Annotated in this window: 20 protein-coding genes; 13 read left to right on the top strand and 7 right to left on the bottom strand. The window is 35.2% G+C overall.

The annotated features are described in order from the left end of the window. The first annotated feature begins 11 nt into the window (after positions 1 to 11). On the top strand, positions 12 to 1,163 hold the full coding sequence (locus tag LEP1GSC059_RS09255; protein WP_017213482.1) for an aminotransferase class V-fold PLP-dependent enzyme: 1,152 nt from the start codon (positions 12 to 14) through the stop codon (positions 1,161 to 1,163). A 396-nt stretch (positions 1,164 to 1,559) separates the two neighbouring features. Beyond that, positions 1,560 to 2,510 carry a bile acid:sodium symporter family protein gene (locus LEP1GSC059_RS09250; RefSeq protein ID WP_017213483.1) on the top strand — a complete coding sequence of 317 codons (951 nt, stop codon included), beginning with the start codon at positions 1,560 to 1,562 and terminating at the stop codon, positions 2,508 to 2,510. A 298-nt stretch (positions 2,511 to 2,808) separates the two neighbouring features. On the opposite strand, the gene LEP1GSC059_RS09245 is transcribed toward LEP1GSC059_RS09250, so the two are convergent. Further along, positions 2,809 to 3,927, bottom strand: a complete 1,119-nt coding sequence (locus LEP1GSC059_RS09245; protein WP_017213484.1) for an alpha/beta hydrolase — start codon at positions 3,925 to 3,927, stop codon at positions 2,809 to 2,811. 1,154 nt (positions 3,928 to 5,081) lie between these two features. Next, positions 5,082 to 6,017: an esterase/lipase family protein gene (locus LEP1GSC059_RS09240; protein ID WP_020980695.1), complete on the bottom strand. Its 936-nt coding sequence runs from the start codon at positions 6,015 to 6,017 to the stop codon at positions 5,082 to 5,084. A gap of 51 nt (positions 6,018 to 6,068) precedes the next feature. Here LEP1GSC059_RS09240 and LEP1GSC059_RS09235 point away from each other — a divergent pair, with 51 nt between their 5' ends. The 3 genes from LEP1GSC059_RS09235 to LEP1GSC059_RS09225 all read left to right on the top strand — a co-directional run bounded on the left by LEP1GSC059_RS09235 (position 6,069) and on the right by LEP1GSC059_RS09225 (position 9,335). Further along, positions 6,069 to 6,476, top strand: a complete 408-nt coding sequence (locus LEP1GSC059_RS09235; protein WP_002179870.1) for a G protein-coupled receptor family protein — start codon at positions 6,069 to 6,071, stop codon at positions 6,474 to 6,476. Next, positions 6,464 to 7,873, top strand: coding sequence for a UTP--glucose-1-phosphate uridylyltransferase (locus LEP1GSC059_RS09230; RefSeq protein ID WP_017213486.1), 1,410 nt, complete (start codon positions 6,464 to 6,466; stop codon positions 7,871 to 7,873). Before LEP1GSC059_RS09235 ends, LEP1GSC059_RS09230 begins: the two co-directional genes overlap by 13 nt. Before the next feature lie 103 nt (positions 7,874 to 7,976). Further along, the gene (locus tag LEP1GSC059_RS09225; RefSeq protein ID WP_002179945.1) at positions 7,977 to 9,335 is read left to right on the top strand and encodes an EAL domain-containing protein; all 1,359 of its coding nucleotides are present in this window, start codon (positions 7,977 to 7,979) and stop codon (positions 9,333 to 9,335) included. A gap of 498 nt (positions 9,336 to 9,833) precedes the next feature. Here the strand turns inward: LEP1GSC059_RS09225 and LEP1GSC059_RS09220 are convergent, their stop codons facing one another. The 3 genes from LEP1GSC059_RS09220 to LEP1GSC059_RS09210 all read right to left on the bottom strand — a co-directional run bounded on the left by LEP1GSC059_RS09220 (position 9,834) and on the right by LEP1GSC059_RS09210 (position 14,146). After that, positions 9,834 to 12,227 carry a C1 family peptidase gene (locus LEP1GSC059_RS09220; RefSeq protein WP_017213489.1) on the bottom strand — a complete coding sequence of 798 codons (2,394 nt, stop codon included), beginning with the start codon at positions 12,225 to 12,227 and terminating at the stop codon, positions 9,834 to 9,836. A 12-nt stretch (positions 12,228 to 12,239) separates the two neighbouring features. Next, a complete protein-coding gene (locus LEP1GSC059_RS09215) occupies positions 12,240 to 12,698 on the bottom strand; it encodes an LIC_20196 family exoprotein (RefSeq protein ID WP_002179694.1) in 459 nt (152 codons plus the stop codon). 158 nt (positions 12,699 to 12,856) lie between these two features. Then, entirely contained in the window at positions 12,857 to 14,146 is a 1,290-nt protein-coding gene (locus LEP1GSC059_RS09210; protein ID WP_002179868.1) for an acetyl-CoA hydrolase/transferase family protein, read from the bottom strand. Between the two features lie 432 nt (positions 14,147 to 14,578). Here LEP1GSC059_RS09210 and LEP1GSC059_RS09205 point away from each other — a divergent pair, with 432 nt between their 5' ends. From LEP1GSC059_RS09205 to LEP1GSC059_RS09190, 4 genes are all read left to right on the top strand, one after another. After that, entirely contained in the window at positions 14,579 to 15,790 is a 1,212-nt protein-coding gene (locus LEP1GSC059_RS09205) for an MFS transporter (RefSeq protein ID WP_017213490.1), read from the top strand. Positions 15,791 to 16,368: 578 nt separating this feature from the next. Further along, positions 16,369 to 17,247, top strand: coding sequence for a patatin-like phospholipase family protein (locus LEP1GSC059_RS09200; protein ID WP_002180053.1), 879 nt, complete (start codon positions 16,369 to 16,371; stop codon positions 17,245 to 17,247). Positions 17,248 to 17,362: 115 nt separating this feature from the next. Then, positions 17,363 to 19,327, top strand: a complete 1,965-nt coding sequence (locus LEP1GSC059_RS09195) for a glycoside hydrolase family 5 protein (RefSeq protein WP_002179678.1) — start codon at positions 17,363 to 17,365, stop codon at positions 19,325 to 19,327. After that, the gene (locus LEP1GSC059_RS09190; protein ID WP_000757100.1) at positions 19,324 to 19,605 is read left to right on the top strand and encodes a TIGR04454 family lipoprotein; all 282 of its coding nucleotides are present in this window, start codon (positions 19,324 to 19,326) and stop codon (positions 19,603 to 19,605) included. The genes LEP1GSC059_RS09195 and LEP1GSC059_RS09190 overlap by 4 nt, the downstream gene beginning before the upstream one ends. 221 nt (positions 19,606 to 19,826) lie before the next feature. Here LEP1GSC059_RS09190 and LEP1GSC059_RS09185 read toward each other — a convergent pair whose 3' ends face one another. After that, positions 19,827 to 21,287: a CsgG/HfaB family protein gene (locus tag LEP1GSC059_RS09185; RefSeq protein WP_017213491.1), complete on the bottom strand. Its 1,461-nt coding sequence runs from the start codon at positions 21,285 to 21,287 to the stop codon at positions 19,827 to 19,829. Between the two features lie 336 nt (positions 21,288 to 21,623). After that, a complete protein-coding gene (locus LEP1GSC059_RS09175; protein WP_002179902.1) occupies positions 21,624 to 21,995 on the bottom strand; it encodes a hypothetical protein in 372 nt (123 codons plus the stop codon). A 556-nt stretch (positions 21,996 to 22,551) separates the two neighbouring features. On the opposite strand from LEP1GSC059_RS09175, the gene LEP1GSC059_RS09170 reads away from it, so the two are divergent. From LEP1GSC059_RS09170 to LEP1GSC059_RS09150, 4 genes are all read left to right on the top strand, one after another. Beyond that, positions 22,552 to 23,949 (top strand): high affinity choline transporter 1, encoded by a 1,398-nt coding sequence (locus tag LEP1GSC059_RS09170; protein WP_017213493.1) that lies wholly within the window; start codon positions 22,552 to 22,554, stop codon positions 23,947 to 23,949. Positions 23,950 to 24,203: 254 nt separating this feature from the next. Beyond that, positions 24,204 to 25,208: a patatin-like phospholipase family protein gene (locus LEP1GSC059_RS09160; RefSeq protein ID WP_002179769.1), complete on the top strand. Its 1,005-nt coding sequence runs from the start codon at positions 24,204 to 24,206 to the stop codon at positions 25,206 to 25,208. A 351-nt stretch (positions 25,209 to 25,559) separates the two neighbouring features. Then, on the top strand, positions 25,560 to 25,967 hold the full coding sequence (locus LEP1GSC059_RS09155) for a hypothetical protein (RefSeq protein WP_002180037.1): 408 nt from the start codon (positions 25,560 to 25,562) through the stop codon (positions 25,965 to 25,967). Between the two features lie 42 nt (positions 25,968 to 26,009). Beyond that, positions 26,010 to 26,711: a FecR family protein gene (locus LEP1GSC059_RS09150; RefSeq protein WP_002179689.1), complete on the top strand. Its 702-nt coding sequence runs from the start codon at positions 26,010 to 26,012 to the stop codon at positions 26,709 to 26,711.

Raw genomic sequence — 26,711 nt, 5'->3', positions numbered from 1 at the left:
AACGGTAAGGAATGCAATCGATCATCGATTGGAAAGAAATTCAAGATCTCTATCCTGTAAACCAAGAGATGATCTGGTTAAACAATTGTGGGACCACTCCTTGTAATGTACATACAATCCAAGCGGTTGAAGAATATCTAAAAGGTTATTCTAAAAAAGGAGTTTTAACGGAAGTTCGTAAATACGCTTCCGTTAAACATTCTATTCGAAAGATTATAGCCGGGCTCATCAATTGTGACGTGGAAGAACTTTGTATTATCCACAACACGAATGAAGGAATGAATTTTCTTTCCCTCGGATTTCAGTTAAAAAGCGGAGACGAAATTCTACTCTTAGAAAACGAATACCCGAGTAATATTTATCCTTGGGAACACTGGAAAGAAAAAGGGGTTGTGATCGGATTTATCCCGATGGCATCTACTCCGGATCAATTTATAGAGAATTTAAAATCTTCTATAAGTTCTAAAACTAAGATTGTCGCTTTATCTGCAGTTCATTGGTGTACTGGAATGCCGTTTCCTTTAGAAGAAATCGGAATTTTCTTAGATTCCAAAGGAATTGAATTCGTTTTAGACGGAGCTCAAGGAATCGGTTTGATTCCAGTGGATGTAAGAAAGATGAAATTAAAATACATAGCGTTCCCCGCATGGAAATGGCTCTTGGGTCCTCTTGGTTTGGGAATGTTATACATCCAACAAGATCGAATAGATACACTTTCATTTCCGTTTAAAGGAACTGGGTCCGTGGTTAACGATGAAGTTTACTTGCCCTATCGTGCAGAATTGAAATCCGGGGCGGATCGTTATGAAATTTCCACAGGAAATTTTATCGACTGGGTATATTTTCAATCCACGCTTGAAATGCTTCAGAAGATAGGATTTCATTCTGTAATGGAAAGAATCTATGAACTTGCGGATTATCTTTCCGAAGGAATGAAGGGAATCGGATTTCAAATCGAGCTGGATCATTTTCCTGATAATAGAACAGGAATTGTAGTGGGCTATAAGGAAGGAATTCCTATGGATGAGCTCGTTTCTTATCTTAAAAAGAATGGAGTGATGTGTGCACTTCGATTAGGAAAGGTAAGATTTTCTCCGCATATTTATAATAAAAAAGATCAATTAGATCGAGTTGTAAAGTTACTGGGTTCTTTTTCATCTTGAGTTGGGAATTTTTATTCAATAAAGTTTCGATACAACCCAATGCGAAAGTGAATTTTTTGAGAACTTTCATACTTTTGCAAAATCGACTGTTAATTTTGGGAATTATTTTCAACGTTTGAATCGTAAATTCTACAAAACATAAAATCGAAATTGTAGGAACTACCACATTGGATGAAAGATCTAAAATGATTCATTCTAGGGCTTTGGGGTAGATTATGGAAATTTTTAGATTGAATACTTCTTTTTTTCCTATCAAATTTCAAATTTTTGTTTGAGGAGCTTCCATCAAAACTTGTCCAAAAAATCTAAATGTGGGAACTCATACAGTCTGATAAAAATTTTTACTAAACTCACATTAGGTTTAGTATTTTAGAGAAAGGTAATATTTAAATTTCAGTGAAAACTAAATTACAAAAAATTGGAGAAGTTGGAACACTTTTATTTCCGGTTTGGGTGCTGATTGGGTCTGTTCTTTCTTTTTTCTTTCCACAATGGTTTACTTGGTTTACGGGGCCAGCAATTACATATGGTCTCGGTTTTACGATGCTTGGTATGGGAATCACACTTTTACCAAAGGATTTTCGAAATATATTTAGAACCCCAATTCCCGTTTTTATAGGAGTAACATTACAATATACTGTGATGCCAGTTTCAGGTTGGGGGATTGGAGTTCTACTTGATCTTCCTATGCCTCTTGCAACTGGACTCGTTGTGGTTTCGTGTTGTCCCGGAGGTGTTGCGTCTAACGTAATTACATATCTTGCAAGGGGAGATTTGGCGCTTTCGGTTTCGATGACCGCGTCTTCTACGATTCTTTCCGTGTTTATGACTCCTTTACTTACACTTTTTTTGATAGGGAAAGGAATCAATGTATCTTCAAGTGGATTATTTTTGGATACGTTTCAAGTTGTAATTCTTCCGGTGGTTTTGGGAATTTTGTTAAACTTTTATCTTCCCGAAGTTTCTAAAAAGATTCAAACTGTTTCGCCGTTGGTAGCGGTATTTTTAATAACTATGATCGTTTCTTCTATTTTAGGAGCTGGAAAGGAAAAGATTTTACAATCGGCTGAGGCATTAATTTTTGCAGTTTTGAGTTTACATATATCCGGTTTCTTTTTCGGTTATATCATATCTTGGTTGTTCATCCGAAAACAAAAAATTTCTAGAACAATTTCGATCGAAGTAGGTATGCAAAATTCTGGTTTAGGAGTTGTTCTGTCCAGAAATAATTTTTCCGATCCGCTGGTTGCAATTCCTGCAGCAATTTCTAGTCTTGTACATTCTCTAATCGGAAGTTTACTTGCGGCTTTATGGAGAAAATCAGAAAAGGAAACCTCCATAAAATGAATTCTGGATTTATAGAGGTTTCTTCTTTGTTTTATTTAATTATGCTAATGAATGACATAAGAATAATTAAATATTTTAATTATCTAAACTAACTATCTAACATGAATTCGGAGTAAGAAAATCCGGTTGCCATAGACAACCGGACTGGGCTCTCAAGCTCTGATCAGAAAATTGTATGCAGGAAACGTTATGCAATAGATCGCCTTTAGTTTCAATTTGTTATAGAACGCGATATAAAGAACGTTCTACTAAAGTCCCCCGCATTGATTTCTTTCGCATTATACCAAATGCACCTTGTTTAGAATAATGGAACTAACAAACTAGGTTTTGAAAAAGGAGTACCATGGACCGCTTCTGGATCTGAAATTGTCACCATCACTCCTGTTATGCCTGGATTTAGATAATTTGCCAGATTTTGGGTTTCTTTTTGAGTGAAAAATACGTCCTTATCCAACCAAACGACTTTTAGATCTTCTCCGCTCCAAATTCCATTCGTAATCGGTATACGTGGAACTGCGTTTTGTGTTTGCCCACTAGGATCTAAACCTACGATGTTTGCGGCTGCATGATAAGGTTCTAATACATTCATAACTTCAACTTGGGCAGGTGTGGGGGCTCCGGTTACCGGTATTCCATTTACGGAATATTTGGTATTGATAAAAAAATCATCCGGACTTTCCACAAATAAACCGGTCACAAGAGGGAAGTAGGATAAGATTTTTTCCACTTTAAAATTCCATACGAAAGCTTTTGCTGACTGGTTATAATTTGGATCATCCATTGTCAAGTCGCTTCCAGACCAAGGAAGAGGATATGGAATATCGCTCGCGATCAGTATAGTACTAGTGATACTATATCGTTTGAACAAACTAGAATTTTGACTTTTTAATTTATTCTGTAGAAGTTGTACCACTAGTCCACCGATACTATGGCCTACAATCGTGGTCGGCAGATCCGGCCAGATCATTGTGGACGGCATGGCATCTAACAAGGCACGAGTTGCTTCTTCGTAATTTTGGACCGATAGTTCGCTTATATTTGAAGGATATGCAGCCGTGCCCTTTGTCATTGTACTACCACCGTGTCCTGGAAGATCTAAAATATAAACGTTATTCGCTTTTTCTTTTAGAATGAGTTGTTTTGCAAGCGGCTCAAAGATGGTGCTCGTATCTCCAAAACCGTGCACACACAATACGTTCTTAGCACCTGGAGTTTGTATGAAGGATGTGTTACGATATTGAACCACATTTAATTTGTAGTTTGTCGTCATGTTGCTTGCGTTTCGACTGACAACGTTATACGTCAAAATCTTTTTCTCATAACTAACGGCGAAGGTTGATTGTGTTACTACAAGAGCAAACAATACGGAAAGTATCCCCCAAAGGTTTCGAATTTTAAGATTCAATTCATTCTTCATTGATAATTCTCCTGGATGTTGTTTTGTAGAATGAACTCTAAACTATTGTTATTTTTGGCAATATCTAGACAATGCAGGTAGTATTGGCTATACTTTTTCATAAAAATGAATTTTAATTTTCAAAAGTAATGTTAAATTCTATTTTATAACGTTTTAACATCAAATAACACGTGTTTGTCGCCTCTTAAATTTGTTTTTTCAAAAAAAATTAGCCAATTTATATGAATTACTTTTGTGGTGTAAGTGAGTAACACACACTGTTATGTGGTTTGTATCAATTTGAATTCGATATAAAAAATTGAAAAAAGTATGAATGCTTAATATTCCTAAATTTTAGTTTTTGGACAGATTTGTAAGCAAGCCCGGTAAAATTTTTTTACTGGGTTCCAAAGTTACTTCCGAAATGTAATATTCATTTTAAATGAGAATTATATAAAAAAATTCTTATGAAGTTATTGAATGTAAGTTCGTAAAGAAAATTTTTAAAAGTATTATAGACTGAACGTAAGTTTGGCGAAAGAAAATCAGAGAGAAATTTGGCTTGCCGGACCGGACTCTTAACTCTGGTCAATAAATTGTATGCAGGAAACATAATACAAGAATCGTCTTTAGTTTCAATGTATTAGAAAACACGATCTGTCGAGTGACCGCAATGTATTGAGTTTAAGGAGTAAGGCGCTAAACTTAAAAGAGCGTTCTGCTGAAGTTTTTTCGCATCGATCGCTTTCGCGTTCATTTACGGTTTTTAAGTTTTGGAAATTCTTATAAACTGCCATTTTATAAATCAATTTTTAAAATACGGAAACTCCACTTCTAAAAATTACAATAGAGTTGTTGAAAATTAATTCTCCATCTATTTCTGTTTCATGGAAATGGTCGATTGAAACAGTTTTTGTTAATCGCCATTATGGAATTTTTCAACAATTCTGATTAACGTGAGTTCGGCGTAAGGAATTCATTTTCTGAAAAAAGTTAAGATCTGAACTTTCTAGATCAATTCTTAAAATGTGGGAACTCATATAAAAAATAAATGTTTAAAAATTTGTAATGTGATTTAATTTGTGGGAACTATCGCAAATTTCGATTTACGAACAAATTCTAAAATTGTAGAAGACTTACGTTTTTGGAAAATTCTTTTCGTCGAGCCACGTTAATTAACGTTTTTTCTGAGCGTTTTTCTTTTTGTTAACAATTGTAAGGGATTTTTTCTTTGGTGCGTTTTTTGTTTTAGAAACAGAGAATTTCGTTTTGAGATTATTTTTTGATAGCGAACTTATGTTTTCTCGTTTATCGGAACGATTTGTCTTAGAAGTGTTTTTACTTTTTTGTTTTTTCAAAGATTTCTTTTTTGTTTTAGATGTTTTCGGTTTTGGCAATTGGGGTTGTAATTTTGGAATTGGAGTCGATTTTTTTTCAAGCTCCTTCGAAGCGGCGCTCGGATAATGGAAAGAAAGAAATTCTAAAATCGTTCGAATATTTTCCGTTTTTCGAACCTGATTGTAGTTACCAGGAATATCAAACCAAAGATCCCTTCCTTCTCCGTAAACGGAAGAAGAAGCGGGAAGAAAAATGAATTCTTTCAAAGGGGCAAGTGGATGAAAACGATCCATAAACAGAAACGTTTTAAATAGTTCTTTTAAATATTTAGAACCAAAATACAAACCGTTTGCGGCCAAAAAATAACTTCCTCGAAACGGGGTTCCTAATGTTATAAGTCCTCTAATTTTTTGCCGACTTCGATCCGGCAGTAACAGAGTTATTAGTCCTCCCGTATTATGGGCGAGTAAAACAGACTTAGAAGGAATTTGATCCATTTGTTTTGAAAGAACGTCTACTGCACTTGTAGTGTTGAATAAAAAAGAGGGTGTATTTAAAATTCTAGGTTTGTAGCCCTTAGATTCTAATGCCTTGCGTAGTTTAGAATAAAAAAATGATCCGGATAGATAACCGGTTACTATAAAAATATCTCCTCCGGAAAGATCCGAATCCTTATTAGAAGGAGATAAAGAAGAAATTAATGAAATCGTAAATTCGAAAATTTCAGAAAGAAAATAAAAAAACGTTCTGAGAACAGATAAGATTTTTTTCATGAGAATGGCTTGAAGTTATGGAGTGAAAAGACAAGACTGTCAGAGTCTTTCATGAAAACAAAGAAGCTGGTTCTTTCCTTATGGATTTTTTTAATCCTACCCTCCGTTGTCTATTCAAATATCCCGACCCATTCTGGTATGGAGAAAAATTTCAAAGAAACCTGGAAAAAATCCTTTCCGGTTCCTTACACTAAAATTTTAAAAAGAGATCTAACGGGTAAAGGAGTTTTGGTCTACAAAAAATCTCCGTTAAAAATCGTTTATATTTATACATATCTTATTTTTCTTCCCTTATATCAAGAGAACGAAGAAATTCCACAGGAAATTCCAGGTAAAGGAAAAGAAGTAAGAGTGAAATTCTTTTACGAGCCTTCGAACCCAGTCGAAAAATTCTGGATTGAATTCACCGAGTTCGACGAACAATACAACAACAAATCGGTGGTAAGATGGATTCGCTAAAATCAAAATCGGATGAACTCATCCAAAAAAAAATGACTTCTGAGGGTTTATCTTCCGCTTTTATCCAGGACTTTTTGAAAAAAACGGATCTGGTTCGAAACGGAGAAACCGGAATGGTTCGTTGGGAAGAAGTAGGAGATCTAGATCCTAAATCGGATGAGATTACTTTGGAACAAATTGAAAGTGAATATGTTCCAGATCCTTCGATTCTCAAAAACTTAGTCGTTATCAAACTCAACGGCGGACTTGGGACTTCTATGGGACTTTCCGGTCCTAAATCTTTAATCGAGCTCAAAAATGGAATGTCCTTTTTAGAAATTATTGCAAAACAATCCGAAGTCATTGAAAGAAAGTATAACGTATCTGTTCCTTTGATCCTCATGGACAGTTTTAATACACAAAAGGAAAGTCAGGAGGAGTTGGATCGGATTGGGTTCCGTCAAAAATTTCCCACTTCTTTTTTACAACATAAAGTGCCTCGTCTTTTGAAAAAGGACCTAACACCTATTAGCTGCAAAAATCCGGACGAAGAGTGGTGTCCTCCCGGTCACGGGGATATATGGATTTCTCTTTTGGAAACTGGGCTTTTAGATACTCTCATTGAAAACGGATACAAGATTGCTTTTGTATCCAACGGAGACAATTTAGGAGCTACGGTACATCCAGGAATTCTTTCTTATATGTTGAAAGAAAAGTTGGAATTTTGTATGGAGATGACTCCTAAAACTCTTGCGGATAAAAAGGGCGGGGCGATCTACAAACAAACCGTTTCCGGTAATTATCAACTACTCGAAACGGCTCAAGTTCCATCTGAACACATGCACGAATTTGAAGGTTTAGGTAAGTTTAGAACTTTTTCAACAAACAATCTTTGGATCGACTTAGTGGCCCTTCGAGAAAGAATTCTTCGTGGAAGTTTTGAGCTTTCCCTGATCGTAAATCCAAAAACGATCGAAGGACAAGAAGTTTTACAACTCGAAACTGCGATGGGTTCTGCGATCCGAAATTTTGACAAGGTTAAAGGGATCATCATCCCTAGGGATAGATTTGCACCTGTAAAAAAATGCGAGGATTACCTTGCTCGTAGATCAGACGCCTATCACCTTTTAGAAAATTATTCTATTACCATGTCCGACAAAAGGAAAGAATCTAGGTTAGGCGAAATACTGATTTATCTGGATGAAAGATATTATAAAAAGATTGGAGACTTTAATCGACTTTTTCCAGAAATTCCTTCTTTAGAACTTTGTTCTTCTCTTACCGTTCAAGGAGAAGTTTTATTCGATCAAAAAATTTCCATTGTGGGAGAGGTAGTCATTCAAAATAACGAAACCGTATCTCGAAAAATATCGGATTTAAAAACTAGAATTTTAGAATCTGGAAAATATTCCTTTTAGACTTTACAAAGAAAATCCTTTATCGGATCTTTTATCTGAACTTGTTGAAAGGTTCTGGTTCAAACGAAAATCCGAAAAGATTTTTTGAATTACAAAGGCTAAAATGACAACTTATAAAAGTCCTAAGATCAGATCCTTTGACGAAGGTGAAATTGAACAATTCAAGAATATATTTATCAATGAAAACCGAGGCAAACCAATTGTTCTTCTTCGATTTCAAGATATAAAATCTCTATCTTTTCTCGATTTCCTACAATTCGTTCCGATCAAAATTTCCGAATTATACCCAGGTGCGGAAAATCATTATTCTTATTATTGTTATAGAGATAAAAAGAGTCTATTGATCGGAGTGGCTCCGCTTCAAGTGAACAGTTCTAGTTCGAATGGTTTTTTAAATTTTGATTCTCTTCTCGGAAAATTGAGAGAAATTTCTATCAAAAGTGGTTCTATAAATTTCGATTTTGGAATTGCAAGAACGCAGTGTAATTATATTTCTTATGTGGATGAAATCTTTCACGAGTTGGAAGTTTGTTCTCTTAAAAACTTACAGGATAATTTAATCCGTTGGAGTTGGACTTATCTCAATCGAGTTAACGATTATTTTGCTGGAGAGAAAGCGGACGCTGTCATTCAGCCGATCATTCATTATAATTATAAAACGCAAACGTATTCTATGAAGGGCGGAGAAGTGTTTGTAGGTGGAGAAGCTTACGCTGGTTATGCGGACCTCATTCGAGATATTCCACACGATCAAGATCTAAATCGAATTGAATTATTAATATTAGAAAAATTGACTATGTGTTGTAATGGAGCCCCAGGTCTTTTAAAGTTCAATATTTCTCCTCAAACTCTCATTGATACTTTCGATACGGACGAAAAAGTAACACGTTTTCATAATCTTCTACTCGATCAAAATTTAAATCCATTTCTAGTAAGAATGGAATTGATCGAAAAGCCGTACGAAGAAAAAGACATCACTCTTAAAAGTGTTTGTAAAAGATTTTGGAATTTTGGAATTAGTTTTGCGGCGGACGATTTCGGAGTCAAAAGTCAAAGTCACCAAATTGTTTTAGATTTAGGAGAGATGATCAAAGAGTTCAAACTAGATCCGATCAGTTTTAAATTCAAAGCAGATCAGGATCTTACTAAATTTTTAGATAACTTGGCGTTTATTGATTATTGTAGGAGGCTTTCAGACAATCGGGAAGCGATCATTACGGCGGAGGCCTTGGAAGACATAGATTCTTTGAACTTCTTACTTACACATCAAGTTTACTATTTCCAAGCCAATCTTTTTTGTAAAAAAATTTCTATTAGAGAATATAAGGAAATCTTTAAGGATATGCAGGATCTTCCAGAGACGGCGGTAAATCAGATTTTGACTTCGGAGGAACTACTTTTGCAATTGAAAGAAAAAGGAAATATATTTGAACTTGCAAGACAATTGGAGCTCGTTCCATAAAAAACGTGAGTTTGTTATAAAAGTCTGTTTCCTAACGTTTTGTTTTACTCTAAAAAATAAATGTGGGAACTCTTACAAAACTTCAAAATTGCTGTTATAAAACTCAAATGTGGGAACTACCACAAATTACGATTTTACGAACAAATTCTAAAAATGTAGGAACTCATACTTTAAAAAATCAATAGAGTTGTTGAAAAACTAATTCTTTATCAGTTTCCGTTTCATGGTAACTGTCGATTAAAGCAGTTTTGTTGATCGCTACTATGGAATTTTTCAACAACTCTCGTATATTTTAAATTTTTGATGAAATTAAAAAGAACTTCTATAAAAATCTGAAAAGAGTGATCATACAAAACGAATTTTTGCATAAAATTGCCGTCTTGCGGTATCGCAAAAATGAAAGAATTATTTATAAAGATTTCCTAAAGTTAAAACTTTGTCCCAAACCTTAAAACGATAGACATTCCGATTTTTTAAAGGTTTAGGACAAACACTCAATTATTCTTTAAGAAAAGACAAGTTGGATTTTTGATTTACGATAGACGGATCTTTCATTGTAACGGAAAGAGCATCGCCCGTTTTTTCGATCTCTATCTTGAATTTTCCGTCTTTATCTATAATCGGAGATTCTTCTACATATTTCCCTTCAAAGACCTTTTTCTTATTAAATTTGACCGTATAATTGACGTTATCTTGACTTTCTATTTCTAAAATTACTTGGCTGACTCCGTTGTTACCGTCCCAAGCCATTGCGGTCCAAGGTCCTTTGAACTTTTCCAGAGTAGAATCTCCTCCAAAAGTTCTTTTTTTAGGCGCTACAACTGCTGTGGAAATTACAGCGGAGACTGGAAGTGAATTTTCACTTTCTCCTCCTAAATCGGTTTTAGAAGTTACGGAATAAAGAAATAAAGTTTCTTTTTCTGGAACGTCTGCCACGTAATTATTTTTGTTTCCTGCAGAACTTAGAAAAGTCCATTTTGATTCCCCTCTCTTCTTACGAAAAACATAATATTCGGATGCTTCTTTAACTGGATCCCAAGTTATATTGATTTTGGCTTCTTTGACGTTTAAAACACCTTTGACGTTTTCGGGAGAAGATAGTTTAACACCTCTTTGTTTATTTGGATCCGTATAACCGTAAGCAAAACTAGAGAAAGGTCCGTTTTTACCTTCTGTATTAACTGCAGTTACGGAATAATACGCATAACGTGCTGGAAGATTCTCATCGATAAATTCTTCCTTTCCAGTTTCCGAAATTTTTTCCCAAGCACCACCACCTATCCAACCGGATTTGATGTATCTAAATATTAGATATTTAGAAGCTCCAGAAACCTTTTGCCATTTTAGTTCTACTTTGTTTTGATAAGAGCCTCGGCTGGCTACTAAACCCAACGGCTTTGCAGGAGGGGTTTTAGGTTGAGAGGTAAAACCGCTCGCTGCATCCGAAGGCTCTCCTGTTTTTCCTCCTAGTTTTGCGGAAACCACATAAATTTCAACAATCCCTTTTTTTGCTGCGGATGTATCTACATAACTATTGATTTTAGAAGTTCCAATCGGACTGTATCTTTTCTGAGATTGATTCCATTTAAAAATTTGATATTCGGAAGAAGCGTCTCCAGGCTCCCAAACGAGTTCGATTTTATTATCATATTGTCCTTGAGTCGCTTTCACTCCTAAAACTTTAGGGGGAGGTTTTAATTCTTCCGTTTTTGCAAACCCAACCACTTCTCCTTGGGACAAATCAGAAGCAGAAGAATCTGTCAAAGTTAGAATCTTATATTTATAAGCAAGGTTGGGTTGAACCCCATCGTCGTTAAAACTATTTGTAGAAGATAATCCTACTTTTCCAAAATTGGAATCTCCGGGGCCTTTTCTATGAATTTCGTAACCGACCGCATTCGGAACGATTTCCCAGTTGATCAAAACCTTATCTGTAAAACTTCCTTGAGAAGCGGTGATAGAAGAGGGCGCTATAGGATTGGAATCGTTTACAACCTCTGGAGTACTACTAGAATCCGGTTTTCCTTGATCTATGACGGTTTCTACTTGATCGATCATTACAAAAGCGCCTTGGCAAATTTTAGTAAACCAACGATAGTCTATATATCCATATCCTTGATCGCCCCAATCTGTTCCCCAAGAATTGATAAATTTGACTGCGTTTTTAGAATCGTCATAACCTACTAAGGCGATTGCGTGTCCTCCGTAGGTTTTACCTAAACCTTCTTTGTAAATTTGATCCCCTTTGAGATTAAAGAAATTCTCATAAACCAAAACCCCGGCGACAACTGGTTTACCTTCCGAAAGTTGAGCTTTGACTTCGTTCATATCGGTGGTTTTTACTCTTAAGAATTCTTTCGCTTTGTATTTAGAAGCCGCTTCAATTGCAGCTTGAGAAGGACGGGTTCTATAATCTGCAGGATTGTAAGGCATAGTATCCCAAGGCGCCGCTCCCATTTCCACCATCACTCTCATTGCGTCCGAAATCAAAGATCCATTGTCTCTTCCGCCGTTGATCTGATTGTATATAAATGCAGGAGAAAAAATTTTACTATAGTTCGGAGTTCCTTGGGCGGTTCTGAGAGACCAATCTTTAGAACTTTTTCTTTCTATATATTCTTGAAAACTTTTAGTCGCGTAGGCAGTGGACCAAGCAACACAACTACCTTGTTCTCCTTGGTTCCCTACGGGAGGCATAGAAGAAGAAAGATCCACTTTGGAAGCAAGTCCTCTGTGAGAGATCCCATAAGGATTTGTTTCTTTTAAAGAAGATAGAAGTTCAGAGGATTCCTGTTTCATTCCTAAAGAACGAAAGGAAGGTTGTGCAAAAATAGAAATTTGGAAATTTAGTAATAAAATAGTGATTAAAATAGAATATTTTAAAATTCTCATATACTTTCCTTTTTAATTTCCTTTTTGAGATCGGACGGTTTCTACAATCTCATTTTCCATAGCTCTGGAATATTCCTTAAACGCGAAAGGATGCGGTTCGTAAAGAACGATCAACGAAGATTCGTTGCCCTTGCTGTCTTTAACCTTTTTTTGGTTTAAAAATAAAATGTAATCTCCTTCTGGAGGAGAAGCCTTGAGCCATTTGCCTAAAAGTTCGGGAAAAATCATAAAACCGATTTCAAACTTAGAAGGAAGTTGTTCGGCGCCTTTCCAGGGTTTTAGAATTTCAACCGTGGCAGTGACAGAAATTGAAGTTTCTGAAATTTTTGTTTCTCGAACATTTGTAATTCTGGTCAAAGCAATGTAGTCTGAATTTTTGACCTGAGTTTCCAATGTAGGGGGAGTTGGAACCGACAAAAGTGGTAGGGTCAATAATAGAAAACCAATCCAGGAAAGCGCTTTCAAATTCATCTTTATCTCCGTTGGGCCGAAGCCAAAAATGTAGTATGAATTCTTAAACTCTCTCCGCAAGAAATTTTTTAAAATGAAGCGACTTCCTTTTTAGGGATTTAATAAATCGTTTTTTATATTCACCTAACAAGTTCTATTTTTATAGACAAAATTTGTTTTTAAAGGATACGAAAACGAGAGAGGGCTTCCTTTTCTAAACTTTCTCTATGATTTGGGTGTGCGATTGAAATCAGTTCTTTGGCTCTTTGTCTCAAATTTTTTCCGTATAAATTTGCGATTCCGTATTCGGTCACAATAAAATGGACATGAGCTCTGGTCGTTACTACGTCCGCTCCCGATTTTAATAAAGAAACGATTCTAGATTCTCCTTTAGATGTGGTGGAAGGAAGCGCGATAATTGGCTTGCCTCCTTCGGAAAGAGAAGCTCCTCGAATAAAGTCCATCTGACCTCCTACTCCAGAATATTGTTTTGTACCGATTGTATCCGCACAAACTTGCCCGGTTAAATCTACTTCAACTGCGGAATTGATTGCGGTTACTTTTGGATTTTTTCGGATCACATGAGGATCGTTAATATAACCAATATCTAACATTGAAACTTCTGGATTATCGTCTATGAAATCATAAAGTTTTTTAGTTCCCATCACAAAACCAGACACAATTTTGCCAGGATGTTTTTTCTTATGAATTCCTGTTATGATTCCTTTTTGAACGAGTTCCATCACGCCATTCGAAAACATTTCGGTATGAATTCCCAAATCCTTATGAGAAGTTAGACAAGTTAGTACTGCGTTTGGAATGGCTCCGATTCCCATTTGTAATGTGGCCCCGTCTTCGACTAAAGAAGCTACGTTTTTTCCGATGGCAAGTTCTATGTCCGAAGGTTTTTCTGAAAAATGTTCGTGTAAGGGAAGATTTCCTTCTACAAAAGAATGAATTTTATCTACATGAATGATTCCATCTCCATGAGTACGAGGCATGTTCACATTTACTTGTGCGATAACTGTTTTTGCAGTTTCTACAGCCGCTTTACTAATATCAACCGACACACCTAAAGAACAAAATCCATGTTTGTCGGGAGGGGAAACTTGTATCAACGCAACGTCTATAGGAAGAATTCCTTTTCGAAATAAGAAAGGACATTCACTTAAGAAAATTGGAATATAATCCCCTCTACCTTCTTCGACTGCTTTTCGGGTGTTGGCTGCTACAAATAAAGAATTTGTAAAAAATTTTCCTTCCATACCAGGTTCTGCATAAGCAGCCTTACCTTCTGTGTGAAGATGAATCATTTCGACATTGGTCAATTCGTTTGCACGAGAGACTAAGGTTTGGATTAGCAGAGTAGGTGCGGCGGCGGCACTGTGAACGAAAACCCTTTGTCCTGATTTTACAGAGGAAATAGCTAAGTTTGCTGAAATGAATGGATTGTTGGTTTTAAATTTCAATTTTTCTCCTTGCTATAAAATAAGATCTAAATACCGACCATCGAAGCGCTGAGTTTAAGGCGGCATTATGAACTCAGCGAACACGCCTCTCTATGGAGAGTTAGGAAAAATGTTTTGCTTGGGTTTTATTGGTATTAGAAATTCAATAACTCAACTAATCAGCAATGGTTAATCCGGGAATTATAATACATTCAGTTTTCACTTGAACTTTTCTATTTTTTCTTTTTATAAAAGTGAAATAGAGTTCAAAGTTTTTTCGATTTATTTTGTATTTTAGTATCTCAAATATTACAATAAATGTTTATTTTAAACCCAAAAATTTATAGAATCCTGAAACTTTTTAGAGAATTTTATAGAAAAGAAATAAGCACATTCAATTCATTTTATTGTTTTTATATCTACAGAAAATCTATACTTCACAACTTTATCCATATGTCTTCCCATCCTATTCGTAACATTCACGTAAAATCAGAGCCGATGTTAATTTTCGTATTAGCATCGATTCAATTTACCCATATTCTGGATTTTGTAATTATGATGCCTCTGGGGAGTTACTTTCAAGAATCATTTCATATCAATCCGCAAGAATTCTCATTGTTGATTTCCGCCTATACGTATAGTGCTTTTTGTGCGGGAATTGTAGGGGCTCTGTTGATTGATCGATTCAACCGAAAGTCTGCAGCGATTTTTTTATATTCTGGTTTTATTATTGGAACTGCTTTTTGTGCCATAGCCGATTCTTATATTTTTCTTTTGATCGCTAGGATCATTTCGGGTTCGTTTGGAGGAATTTTAAGCTCTGTCATTTTTGCGATCGTAGGAGACGTAATCGCTATGGATCGAAGGGGAAGAGCAATGGGTGCAATTATGGGAGCTTTTTCCGTTTCTTCTGTAGTTGGGATTCCTTTAGGTTTAAAAGTGGCTGAGTTTTATGGCTGGAATATGTCCTTTGCAGGAATTGTTCTTTTGAGTCTGCCGATTTTAGTTTTGATGTATTATCATTTGCCTAGTATTCCTCCGTTTCAGCCTACAGGAGAAGATCCAATTAAGGATTTTTTAAGAATTTTCACCTATAAAAGATATATGGCTTCTTATATGTTGATTATGTTTGTAATCCTTGGTGGTTTTACTGTAATTCCTTTCATTGCGCCTTATATGGAAAGAAATGTAGGAATTCCTAAAGAAAATATTTCTTGGATTTATTTTTTCGGAGGACTTGTTACTTTTTTCTCTTCTAGAGGGATCGGGATTGCCTCGGATAAAATTGGAAAGCATAAGATATTCTATATTCTAGTTCCATTATCTTGTATTCCGATTTTTATCATGACCAATTTAGGTCAAACGACTCTAGTCAATGTACTGATTCTAACTACAACTTTTATGGTGATCGTCTCCGGAAGATGGATTCCTGCTTTGGCATTGATTACTTCTGCGACGGAGCCAAGAGATCGTGGTCGTTTTATGACCGTAATTTCTGCGTTACAAAATCTTGCTTCCGGTTTAGGTGCTACAATCGGAGGAAGTATTTTAGTGGCTGCGAGTCCTACTGCTCCTTATCAAAATTACGACATAGCTGGTTATTTGGCGATGGGATTTAATCTGATTGCACTTATATTGATTTCCAGGGTAAAAGCAGTTTCTTGAATGTGTTCGTCTGGAATTAGTTAAATGATCTAGAGTTTATGTTTGTTTTAGTAGTTGTTTGTGCTGAACAGCGCAATTTGTAAATGGCTTTTATCTTACTAAGTTCTATGATATTTCAAAAACGTAGGAACTCTCACAAATTGCGATTTTACAGTTAAATTTTTTTGTAGGAACTACTACTTTTATGATAGGAATTCAAATTCAAGCAGTTTGAAAATTGGCTCCAAAAAATCCGCTCAGTTCTTGACATTTGAATGAGACAGAATATTTTGCTGTTACACGAAAGGAGGTGGTCTAGTGAGTGATAGTTGTTGTAAACAATTGACCTGTGAGGTGGCTGAGCAATAGCCAGGGTACGTACCACTTGCAATAAAGCCGTAGTTGTGGCTATTGCAATCCAATCAGACCGCTGAACTTTCTGAGTTTCTAGAACTGGTCATTCTAAGAGCTTCCGATTTTTGACAGATGGATGTCGAAAAAACGATGCAGTCGCTCAGAGGGTTTCTCCTAAAAATCTTTCTAACATACAGAAAACGAAAATCCTTCTCTTTTTTACGAACCTTTGAGATTCAGGTAGAATGAAACGAGCCCTTATTTTATCCGGAGGCGGAGCCAGAGGCGCTTATCAAGCGGGTGTACTTCGATATTTGGAAGAAATTCAATTCAAGCCGGATATTATTTGTGGGACCTCTGTTGGTGCAATCACAGCGACAGCAATGGGATGTGGAATGAATTCCGCAGAAATCACAAAATTATGGAAATCCATCGAAGCTAAAAAAGTGATGCGCTACTCTATCTGGAACGATCTAGTAGATATTTTCGTCAAAAGTTATTCTCCTCTGACTGATACAACTCCTCTTAAAAATTTACTCTATTCTCATTTGGACTTTCGTAATTTGAGAAAAAATCCTACAGAAGTGATCATTACTGCGGTTAATATTCTCACTGCGGAACTTGTATTTTTTAGAAATAAGGAAATTGATATAGAACATGTAATGGCTTCTTCTGCAATTCCCATGTTTTTCCCTTGGCAGTATGTGGACGGAAAACCTCACTGGGACGGAGGTGTTATGGCAAATACGCCGATATTGCCTGCTGTAGAACGAGGAGCGACTGATATTGTTGTAGTACTTCTTTCTCCCGTTGGAGGAATCGATATGGGATTGCCTAAAACAAGAAGAGAAGGATTAGAAAGAGTTTTTGAACTTTCACTCATCGGATCCTATCAAACCGTGATGTCCAATTTAAACTTTGAGAAAAAAAAGAAAAAAGGGAAAAAATCTAAGCTTTCTTCTCTTTTATCCATTCCGAGTGCGGATCGACCTGAACTTAAAATTAGGACGATCGGTCCCAGAACTTCTTTGGGATTTGGAAGTATTTTAAACTTTTCTCAAGTGCAAGCGGACTATCTAATCAGCCGTGGATACGAGGATGCAAGAATTCAATTTAGGGAATAGAACGCCAAATTGCCAAAGAGTAGCGCCACGATTGACTCTTAAAACTCAATGTTTCTATTTATGATCGAAACATAATAAAAGTAAACAAACAAAGGAATTCAATTCGGGGAATATTATGGAAGAGTTATTCGTTAAAAACGGACATTTCGCCTCTAAAGACGGAGCGATTTATCAATTACGCGGAGTTAATCTTTCTGGTTCCGCAAAACTTCCTTTAAAACCGGATGGTACCACACACTTCGATCAGACAAATACATTCGACAATCATAAAAATGTGTCCTTTGTAGGAAGACCTTTGAAAGAAGATCAAGCAGAAGAACATTTCGACAGGTTGAGGAAATGGGGATTTAATTTTTTACGGTTTCTCATAACGTGGGAAGCGATTGAACACAAAGGTCCCGGAAAATACGACAACGAATATATAGACTATGTGGAAAGAATGGTTTCTCTCGCGGCAAAAAAAGGACTTTATCTTTTTATAGATCCGCATCAGGACGTATGGTCTCGATTTACCGGAGGTGACGGCGCTCCTGGTTGGACCTTAGAAGAATTAGGGATGAATATTTCCAAAATTCGAAATTCTGAAACGGCGATCGTTCACCATCATCAGGGAAAAAATTATAGAAGAATGTCCTGGCCCTTAAACTACCAGAAATATGCGTGCGCGACGATGTTCTCTTTATTCTTCGGAGGTAAAGAATTTGCACCGGACACAAAAATAGACGGAAAGAACGCTCAAGATTTTTTACAAGATCATTATATTGATTCTATACTTAAGATCGTTCGCAAACTCAAAAAATATAAAAACGTAATTGGATTTGATACGTTAAACGAACCTTCTCCAGGATGGATCGGCAAAAAAAATCTGGGAGAATTTGACGGATTCGGATTTGGAAAAGTAGTAAAGTCTTCTCCCTTTCAAGAAATGTATCTTTCTGAGGGACGTGCAGTTTCCGCAGAACAAGCGTATATGTTGGGTTTTTGGAGTTTGCCATTTGGTAAGGTTCGATTGAATCCGGAAGGGGTTCCACTTTGGAGACGAGGACATCAGTGTATTTGGAGAAATCACGGGGTTTGGGATTACGATCCGAATGGCGCTCCAATGATGTTAAAACCGGAATATTTTTATAAGAAGAATGGAAGAAAATACGAATTCTATTCCAATTTTATGTATCCTTTTATTAAAAAATTTAAAGAAAGGGTACAAAAATTAGAAAACCGCTTTCATATCTTTATCGAAAGTGATCCTTCTAAACTCGAACTGGAGTGGAAAGAAATTCCCAAAAAAAATCAAGGATCTGTGATTAACGCGACACATTGGTACGATATATCTGTTCTTATGTTAAAACGTTATTTCCCTTGGTTCGGAGTACATGTATTTAAGCAAAAAGCAATATTCGGAAAAGAAAATATAGACAATGCTTATGAAGAAACGATTCGTATGATCCGGGAAATGTCTGAAAAAAAGATGGGCAATTGTCCTACCGTAATCGGAGAAACCGGAATTCCTATGGACCTTAATCACAGAGTAGCGTATCTCAAAAATGATTACGGTGTATTGGAAAAGGCTCTTGATCGAATTATGAAAGCAGTGGAAAAAAATTTTGTAAATCTGGCGTTGTGGAATTATACCCCTGATCATACTCATAGTTTGGGAGATAGATGGAATGAAGAAGATTTATCTATCTATTCGCAGGACACACCTTCTTCTTACGATGAAGATGGAGGAAGGGCGGTTCGGGCTTTTAGTCGTCCTTATCCGATACGAACCAAAGGATTTCCTGTTGCCTTAACTTTTGATATGGAAAGATCTTTATTTAAATATGCGTTTCGACAAGAAGGAAATGTGTTTCCGGAAACCGAAATTTTTATCCCGGAAGTTCATTATAAAAAAGGGTTTGAGGTTTTAGTTAACGCTGGAACATATCAATATGATTCTCGTAACAAGGTATTAAAATTTAAAGGAGAAAAAGGAATCCTTGATTATGGAATAACCGTTTACCCGTCTAAAAAATCACTTTCCAGGGAACAAGATAGAACTAGAGTGGTCCCCAAGACTCAAAAGAGGAAGATTCAATGAAAAAAGTTCTTATGATTTCCCTAAGCGTAGCCGCGGTTCTTTCATTGACCGTAATGTGTGGAGGGGCTAAACATTCAGCTGAAGAATGCGCTCCTATAGTAGACGAAATGTTGACCAATCTGACCGCTGGACAAAAACCTGAAGATGCAGCAAACATTGCGACTATGAAAGCTACTTTAGTTCCAGTATTACAAAAAGAATGTATGTCTGGCAAATTTGATCTTACTTGTCTTAAGTCTGCAAAAAGTATTCCAGCTATTCAGGCTTGTAAAAAATAAATCTTTCCTTTCGCACCTCGTATAAATGGCGGGGTGCAAAATTCTTTTCAAAATAATAGTTGTGCCTAAAATGTGGGAACTTCCGCAAATTTCAATTTTACAGTAAGATTCTTTTTTCTTCCAAAATTGTAGAAACTCATACAAACGAACTTCAAACACTCAAAAAAAATGTTTAAAAGTTCGTAATGTAACTAATTTGTAGGAACTATCACGAATCTATATTACTTGCAAATACATTCGTTTTCCGAAAGAAATTTGGTTCTAGAAGTTTTTTGCATTGGATAAGGATTTTTATCCACAACCGCACAAATTTCTTTAGATAAAGATCGAAAAAGATTTTTAAAGTTCGTTTTATACAAAATCGCTTCGGATGTTTTTGATCTACCTGCCGCCGAAATGAGTTTTCCAAGAAAGTCGTCTAATTTTTTTTCTTTTTGTTCTGAAGTATTTACAGAACTTAAGAAATCTTGAATTCTTAAAAAGATTGCCTCTTTTTTATTTTCGTTCGTTTCTTTAAAATAGTGATTGGATAAAAAATCAAAAGTAGAAAAAACTTTATTCGTTTCTGCAGAAGTATCAAATACGATGTTTTTATATTTATCAAAAAATACAAGTACGGTCAAATCTGAGTCCAAAAACGCTTTAGGATCTTGTAGAGCATATAGAATAGAAAGTAAAATTTCTTCCTTGCGTATGGCGACTGGTCTTCCTATTTTCTTTTGAACTCCCAATTCCATAATTTCGTCTGCTCTTTTTAGAATGAGTTGTTTATTTATTTCAAACTGCATATTCAATAAATATATAATATATCTTGTTAGGCCGCCTACTGAAACTCTCTGTATCACGTCTTTCCCGGATAACCATTCTTCTTCGTCTATATGTTTATCCAATTGAAAATACCGTAGACTATCTAAGACTCGATAACTTTCGTCCGGATTTTGAAATTTTTTCAAAGAATCTATTAAAAAAATATTATATTCTTTTGAGCCGATTTTATGGCGAATAAAACTGGAAAGTATCAGGTTGTGAATTTTTCCACATTCTTCTTGAAAAGGTATCTTCTTTGCTTTTTGAACGAGTTCTTGAATCTTAGATTCCGTAGATAAATCCTTTAAAAGAGTTTCTATTTCCGAATTCCCTGGGCATTTTTTTTCTGGTGTCGTTTGAGGAAAATTTTGATTGGTTATTGAGTCTTGGCTTTCTTGAGTAATCGCAGTATTAAAAGCGTAAACGATTTCACCCGTTACAACATGAATAAAACGTCCTGATATTTTAATTTCTTCCTGCGTTTGTGTTTTTTGAATTGAATAAGATCCAGTAAGGATGAGGTCTATCGGAATTATTTTTCCTAATTTCCTGGCTTGGTCAGAATCAAGAAGACCAGAATATTCTAATGAATGTTCTGCTAATAGTTCCGCAAGTTTTGTTCTTTCAACTAAAACATTAGAAGAATCTTTTGATAATTCTACGATAAACAAATCTGAAATCATAGAATCGTATTTGTTCGTTTGCTTTTCAGAATGAATAAAATCTATCACCCCAATTCTATAACTTTTTTTATTTTTATTAAAATTTAAAATTACGGATTCGACGGGCGAATTCCCAGTTGTGGCGCATTGAATAACACATACAATCAGAGAAATATAAATAAATTTAAATTTAAAAAAACGTAATATAACCATTTATGTCATGACTCCTTCGCTAAAAACTGTTCTAAAACTTCAAAAAATGATTTTTAGACAACTTGTTACTTAATAATTTTATAATAGAGAAATTTTAGTTCTAAGCAAATGGATTTGTTTCAGACGTCTATCTATATTCAATTTAAAAATGATCTAACAATTTTAGATTGAAATAACGGATTAAATCACTATTTGTTGGATCATATTTCCAAATTTTCTTCACTTTGAAAAGTTTCCCTGAAAACATCAGAATTGTTTTCAAATTGACGACAACTATTTTCTTAAAGAATATTCTGATAAAAAATCGGTCCTTCGAAAACATGAAAGCCGATGCTTTTATTCTTCCATTAAAAAAAATCCTTCTTCTTCTGAGTAACATCCATGTTCTCGGTATGGGCCCGAAGGATAAAAATGAATTTTTTGTGCGTATCTTCTACCGATTCTTAAACAACTCAAACAAATGTCCCAGCGAATTGCCCAGTCACATTCTTCCTTTCGATAAGAGGGAAAAACTCTCAACAAAGGTTTTGTTTCTGCGACTTCCTGAGAATTTGTTTGGGGAAATAAAGATTTTAAAAAAATAGCGTCTAACAGAATTACTATGATAAAGAATAAAACAAATTTTCTTTTGATTTTAAATGTGTTTTTAATGGAACGTTGAACTTGTACGAGTTCGTTTGAAGGAGAATCTAAATTTTTGGAGAACATTCTTAGTTCATGTATCGAAAAAAATGTTGGGATTCGAAAGGGAAATTTTTAAGAACTTTGTTTCAAAGTTCTAGAATGTAAAATCCCCTTCAAAAAAATCAACAAATCCGGATTCAATTCAATTTTTGAAAACTTTTGTATCTTTGGTAAAATCGATCATTAATTTTTTAGTACGATTTCCATGTGTCCTAGTAGTAAAATTGTAAGATGAGAGTCATTCAAAAACCAAATAGATATTTTTCTATAGTTTAAATTTAAGGTAATTTCTATAAAATATGGAAAAATTTTTTCCTATTAATTTTTTAGTACGATTTCCATGTGTCCTAGTAGTAAAATTGTAAGATGAGAGTCATTCAAAAACCAAATAGATATTTTTCTATAGTTTAAATTTAAGGTAATTTCTATAAAATATGGAAAAATTTTTTCCTATTAATTTTTTCATGAAATCGTTGTTCAATAGAAAATTTATTTTATAGATGTTTCTTTTAAATCGAACTTGTTTTTGTGATACAAGAATGGATTGCATTCCTGAGAAAAATATAAAAAAGGGGTTCCGTTGCTCGCAATATCAGTCATTCTTTATTTATTTACTACGATACTAATCGGGGCTCTTGCTTCTCGATTTGTAAGCGATTCAAAGGATTATGTGCTCGCAGGTAGAAGACTACCTTTATTTCTTGCGTCTTCCGCTTTGTTTGCGACTTGGTTCGGTTCCGAGACTTTACTTGGAGCTTCTTCTCGTTTTGTGGAAGATGGAATTTTAGGAGTTATAGAAGATCCTTTCGGGGCTGCACTTTGTCTATTTCTTGTGGGTTTATTTTTTGCAAGACCTCTTTATAGAATGAACATACTTACTTTCGGAGACTTTTATAAAAATCGGTTCGGAAGAAAGGCTGAAATTTTATCGAGTGTATTTATGATTCCTTCTTATTTTGGTTGGATTGCAGCACAGTTTGTTGCTTTAGGGATCATCTTTCATTCGTTAGCTGATATTCCTGTATCTACCGGTATCATTGCGGGAGCCGGAGTCGTTTTGATTTATACTGTAATCGGAGGAATGTGGGCGATTTCTCTTACCGATTTTTTACAAACAGTTTTAATCGTATTAGGACTTTCTTATCTAGTTTGGGATCTAAGTTCTAAAGCGGGTGGAATCGAGGTGGTATTTGCGTCTACAAAACCCGGTTTTTTTAGATTTTTTCCAGAGATGAATGTTAAAAGTATTTTCGTTTATCTCGCCGCTTGGATGACGATCGGTCTAGGGTCGATTCCACAACAAGATATTTTTCAAAGAGTAATGGCTTCTAAATCGGAGAAAGTAGCCGTTTATTCTTCTTTATTAGGATCGTTTTTTTATTTGAGCGTGGCTTTTTTACCCTTACTTGCCGTACTTTGTGCGAGAAAAATATATCCTGAAATTGCAAAAGAAGACACACAGATGATTCTTCCCAAAACTGTATTAACACATACTGGGCTTTTTACTCAGATCTTATTTTTTGGAGCTATGTTATCTGCGGTAATGAGCACAGCCAGTGGAGCAATTCTTGCATCTGCTTCCGTCTTGGGGGAAAACGTAATCCGTCCTTTTTTTAAAAAGACAAATGAAAAAACTCTTCTTCGATTGTTTAGACTTTCTGTAATAGCAATAACGTTAGTTTCTCTTTTAATGGCAAATACTAAAAGTAATATTTATGAGTTAGTATCTCAAGCATCCGCTTTGAGTCTTGTTTCTTTGTTCGTTCCTCTTGTTGCCGGACTTTTTTGGAAAAATTCTACTTCTACCGGAGCTATATTTTCTATGATCGTAGGATTTTGTATATGGCTTTTATGTAATATACTTTCATTAGAAATACCAGCTTCAATCCCAGGATTAACTTCTAGCTGGGTAGCTTTGTTGTTTGGGAATTGGCTGGAGCACAAAGGTTATATCCAGAAAAAAACTAATAGTAGTTAAACGATAAATCGTTTTAAAACTTCGCATTAAAATTTTTTAATCATTTATTCCGATACATTCTATTTTCTTGATAATATTTAAGTGTTTCATCGATTCGTGTTTTGAAATTGAATTCAAATGTATTCGATTTATTCAAAATATTTTGTATCAATCGAAAAGAATTAAATTCAAGTCTATTAGCAAAACAAAATAATTTCTTTCCATAAAAGTAAATAGAATCTGAAAATGGTAAAAATACAAATTCGGAGAAATGAATGCCGCCCATTTTAGACGATTCTGTCGCATTTGAAAAAAAACAAGAACCTCAAAAACGATTAGGGGAAGTATTTCAAGGTCTTTGGTTGGAAGATGAAATTTGTTTTGCAATTGCTGGAGGTGGGTGTAAGGCTTTATACGGATTGGGTTTTGGGCATGAAATCAAATCTTGGGGTTTAAAGTTTAGGGAAGTGTCCGGAGTTTCTGCCGGGGCTGCGATGGTACTCTGTTTGATTTCTGGAGGCGAAGAGGAGTGTGTTGCCTTCTTTGAAAATATAGTTCGAAAAAATCCAGCCAACTTTTACTGGAGTCGACTTTTTAAAGGAGAAAGAGCTTTTCCGCATGAAGAGATGTATCGAAAAACGATTCGATTTGGTATGGATTTTCAAAAGATCATTCAATCTGGGATTAAAGTGTATATTCATACTTTAAGGGCGATCCCTAAGGAAGATTCTCTAAAGAATAAATTTAGATTGGCAAGATTGATTGCAGAAACTGCAAAAGCTTTTTTAGAGGATGAAAGAGATAGAAAACGCGGTTTGAATACGGAAAGGATGCAAAGAATACTCAGAAATTGGAATATGAAAGAAGTCTTATTTACGGAAAAGGATTTCGACAACGAACAAACGGTAGAGCAGATTATTCTTAACTCTTCTTCAGTTCCTCCAGTTGTTTCGGTTCAGACCCTTGAAAAAGAATATTATTTCGATGGTGGACTTACAAACAATTTACTTTTAGAAGCGTTTCCTCCGGATAAGAAAACGATAGGAATTTATTATGAACCTACTACAATTATAGGAAAAGATCCAAAACTTTTAGAAAGGTGTTATTTACAAACGCCTTCGGAACCTTTACCAATCACTTCTTTCGATTATACGGATCCGATCGGAGCCAGAAAGGCCTATGAGCTCGGAAAAAGAGACGCTCGGTTCAATAAACATAAAATTTTAGAATATCTAAAAAAAGATTGGGTAAAAACCTTTTCTTCTTTGAAATTAAAATAATGATTTAATTTTTGTTCTTCATTCTATTGCTTTTAAATTCAAATTTCTGCACTAAATCGCTGTTCTGCGACCTCAGCAAATTAAAAATTCATTTTATTAAAGTTTTCAAAAATACCCTAGTTCAGATCAATGAAATTGCTTCAATAGACCGTTTTTATGAAACAGAAATGGATGGAAAATTAATTTTTCAAAAATACCTTATATTATCAATTTGATAAATACAATAGATTTTAAAAGAGGAAAGTTCAAGATCACATTTTGTTTTTTTGTAGTAAAAAAGATCGACCCATAAGAGTTATAAAATAAATAGCAAGTCAGTTGATTCAAAAAATAAAATTAGGACAATAGAATATGAATCCGATCATTCAAAACACCATCGCCTTGGTTGCTGGAGCCGTTTTTGGTAGTATTGTAAACATGGGAATTATCATGGTTAGTGGGCATATCATTCCTCCTCCTACTGGGGTGGATGTAACTACAATGGAAGGACTGAAGTCATCCCTACATTTATTTGAACCTAAACATTTTGTTCTACCGTTTTTAGCTCATGCGCTTGGTACTTTTGCTGGAGCGTTATTGACCGCAAAGGTAAGTTTCAATCATAAAGTTAAACTTGCTATGGGGATTGGGCTTCTTTTTTTAGTCGGTGGAATTGCAAATACGATAATGCTTCCTTCGCCTTTATGGTTTACCGTTTTAGATTTAGTGGGCGCGTATCTGCCTATGGGTTATCTTGCAGGAACCTTGTTGCGGAAATAAACCTCATATAGAAGATCGTTTAAAATTCGGAGTGTAAAATTTATGAAAAAAGTATCTATGTTATTTGTTCTAGTGAGTCTGATCGTTTTAAGTTTTCATTGTAAAGAAAGTAAATCAGATCCGACCAAAGGAAAAATTGTGTTTTTAAAAGGAGAAACTTCCGTTCAAAGAGGAGAACAAAAGTTTAAGGCGGTTGTCTCTCAAGAAATTTTAAACGGAGATATGATTTTGACCGGACCTAAGTCGATCGCCACTCTTGTTTTTGGAGATAACGCGACTGTAATAGAAATTCAGTCCGATTCTAAATTTCAAGTAAAGGAAACATCAGATGAAAAAAACTTTTTTCAGGATAAGGGAAGTTCTTGGATCTTAACAAATAAATTGTTAAAAGGAGAGAAGATGAATCTTCATACTCCTACTACAACTGCCGGAGTTAGAGGAACAAAATTTTATACTTCGGTTTACGGGGATATGACGTTTACTTGTCATTGTGAAGGTCAGATAGAATTGGAAAATCATCAAAATCATTCTAAAAAAATTAACGATACAGACTATTTATCCGTAGCAAAAGGAGATAAGACGATTTATATCACTCCAAGTGATTTACAAAAATTGAATGTTCCTTACTTACACAATCATAGTGAAATTGAAAATTCTTTTGTGGGAGCACAAAATAAAATGACTCCAGAACAGTTCCAGGTCATTTATGAACTGGCAAAAAAGAAACTGGAATCTATTGAATAG

The organism is Leptospira noguchii serovar Panama str. CZ214 (genome assembly GCF_000306255.2).
In the GTDB taxonomy this organism is placed as follows: Bacteria; Spirochaetota; Leptospiria; order Leptospirales; family Leptospiraceae; genus Leptospira; species Leptospira noguchii.
This window is presented reverse-complemented; position numbering and strand designations above follow the sequence as displayed.

Excerpts from the sequence above, each read along its gene's own strand:
- LEP1GSC059_RS09255 (WP_017213482.1), top strand. The coding sequence starts at position 12 with ATGCAATCGATCATCGATTGGAAAGAAATTCAAGATCTCTATCCTGTA.
- LEP1GSC059_RS09245 (WP_017213484.1), bottom strand. The coding sequence starts at position 3,927 with ATGAAGAATGAATTGAATCTTAAAATTCGAAACCTTTGGGGGATACTT.
- LEP1GSC059_RS09240 (WP_020980695.1), bottom strand. The coding sequence starts at position 6,017 with ATGAAAAAAATCTTATCTGTTCTCAGAACGTTTTTTTATTTTCTTTCT.
- LEP1GSC059_RS09235 (WP_002179870.1), top strand. The coding sequence starts at position 6,069 with ATGAAAACAAAGAAGCTGGTTCTTTCCTTATGGATTTTTTTAATCCTA.
- LEP1GSC059_RS09230 (WP_017213486.1), top strand. The coding sequence starts at position 6,464 with ATGGATTCGCTAAAATCAAAATCGGATGAACTCATCCAAAAAAAAATG.
- LEP1GSC059_RS09225 (WP_002179945.1), top strand. The coding sequence starts at position 7,977 with ATGACAACTTATAAAAGTCCTAAGATCAGATCCTTTGACGAAGGTGAA.
- LEP1GSC059_RS09220 (WP_017213489.1), bottom strand. The coding sequence starts at position 12,227 with ATGAGAATTTTAAAATATTCTATTTTAATCACTATTTTATTACTAAAT.
- LEP1GSC059_RS09215 (WP_002179694.1), bottom strand. The coding sequence starts at position 12,698 with ATGAATTTGAAAGCGCTTTCCTGGATTGGTTTTCTATTATTGACCCTA.
- LEP1GSC059_RS09205 (WP_017213490.1), top strand. The coding sequence starts at position 14,579 with ATGTCTTCCCATCCTATTCGTAACATTCACGTAAAATCAGAGCCGATG.
- LEP1GSC059_RS09200 (WP_002180053.1), top strand. The coding sequence starts at position 16,369 with ATGAAACGAGCCCTTATTTTATCCGGAGGCGGAGCCAGAGGCGCTTAT.
- LEP1GSC059_RS09195 (WP_002179678.1), top strand. The coding sequence starts at position 17,363 with ATGGAAGAGTTATTCGTTAAAAACGGACATTTCGCCTCTAAAGACGGA.
- LEP1GSC059_RS09190 (WP_000757100.1), top strand. The coding sequence starts at position 19,324 with ATGAAAAAAGTTCTTATGATTTCCCTAAGCGTAGCCGCGGTTCTTTCA.
- LEP1GSC059_RS09185 (WP_017213491.1), bottom strand. The coding sequence starts at position 21,287 with ATGGTTATATTACGTTTTTTTAAATTTAAATTTATTTATATTTCTCTG.
- LEP1GSC059_RS09175 (WP_002179902.1), bottom strand. The coding sequence starts at position 21,995 with ATGTTCTCCAAAAATTTAGATTCTCCTTCAAACGAACTCGTACAAGTT.
- LEP1GSC059_RS09160 (WP_002179769.1), top strand. The coding sequence starts at position 24,204 with ATGCCGCCCATTTTAGACGATTCTGTCGCATTTGAAAAAAAACAAGAA.
- LEP1GSC059_RS09155 (WP_002180037.1), top strand. The coding sequence starts at position 25,560 with ATGAATCCGATCATTCAAAACACCATCGCCTTGGTTGCTGGAGCCGTT.
- LEP1GSC059_RS09150 (WP_002179689.1), top strand. The coding sequence starts at position 26,010 with ATGAAAAAAGTATCTATGTTATTTGTTCTAGTGAGTCTGATCGTTTTA.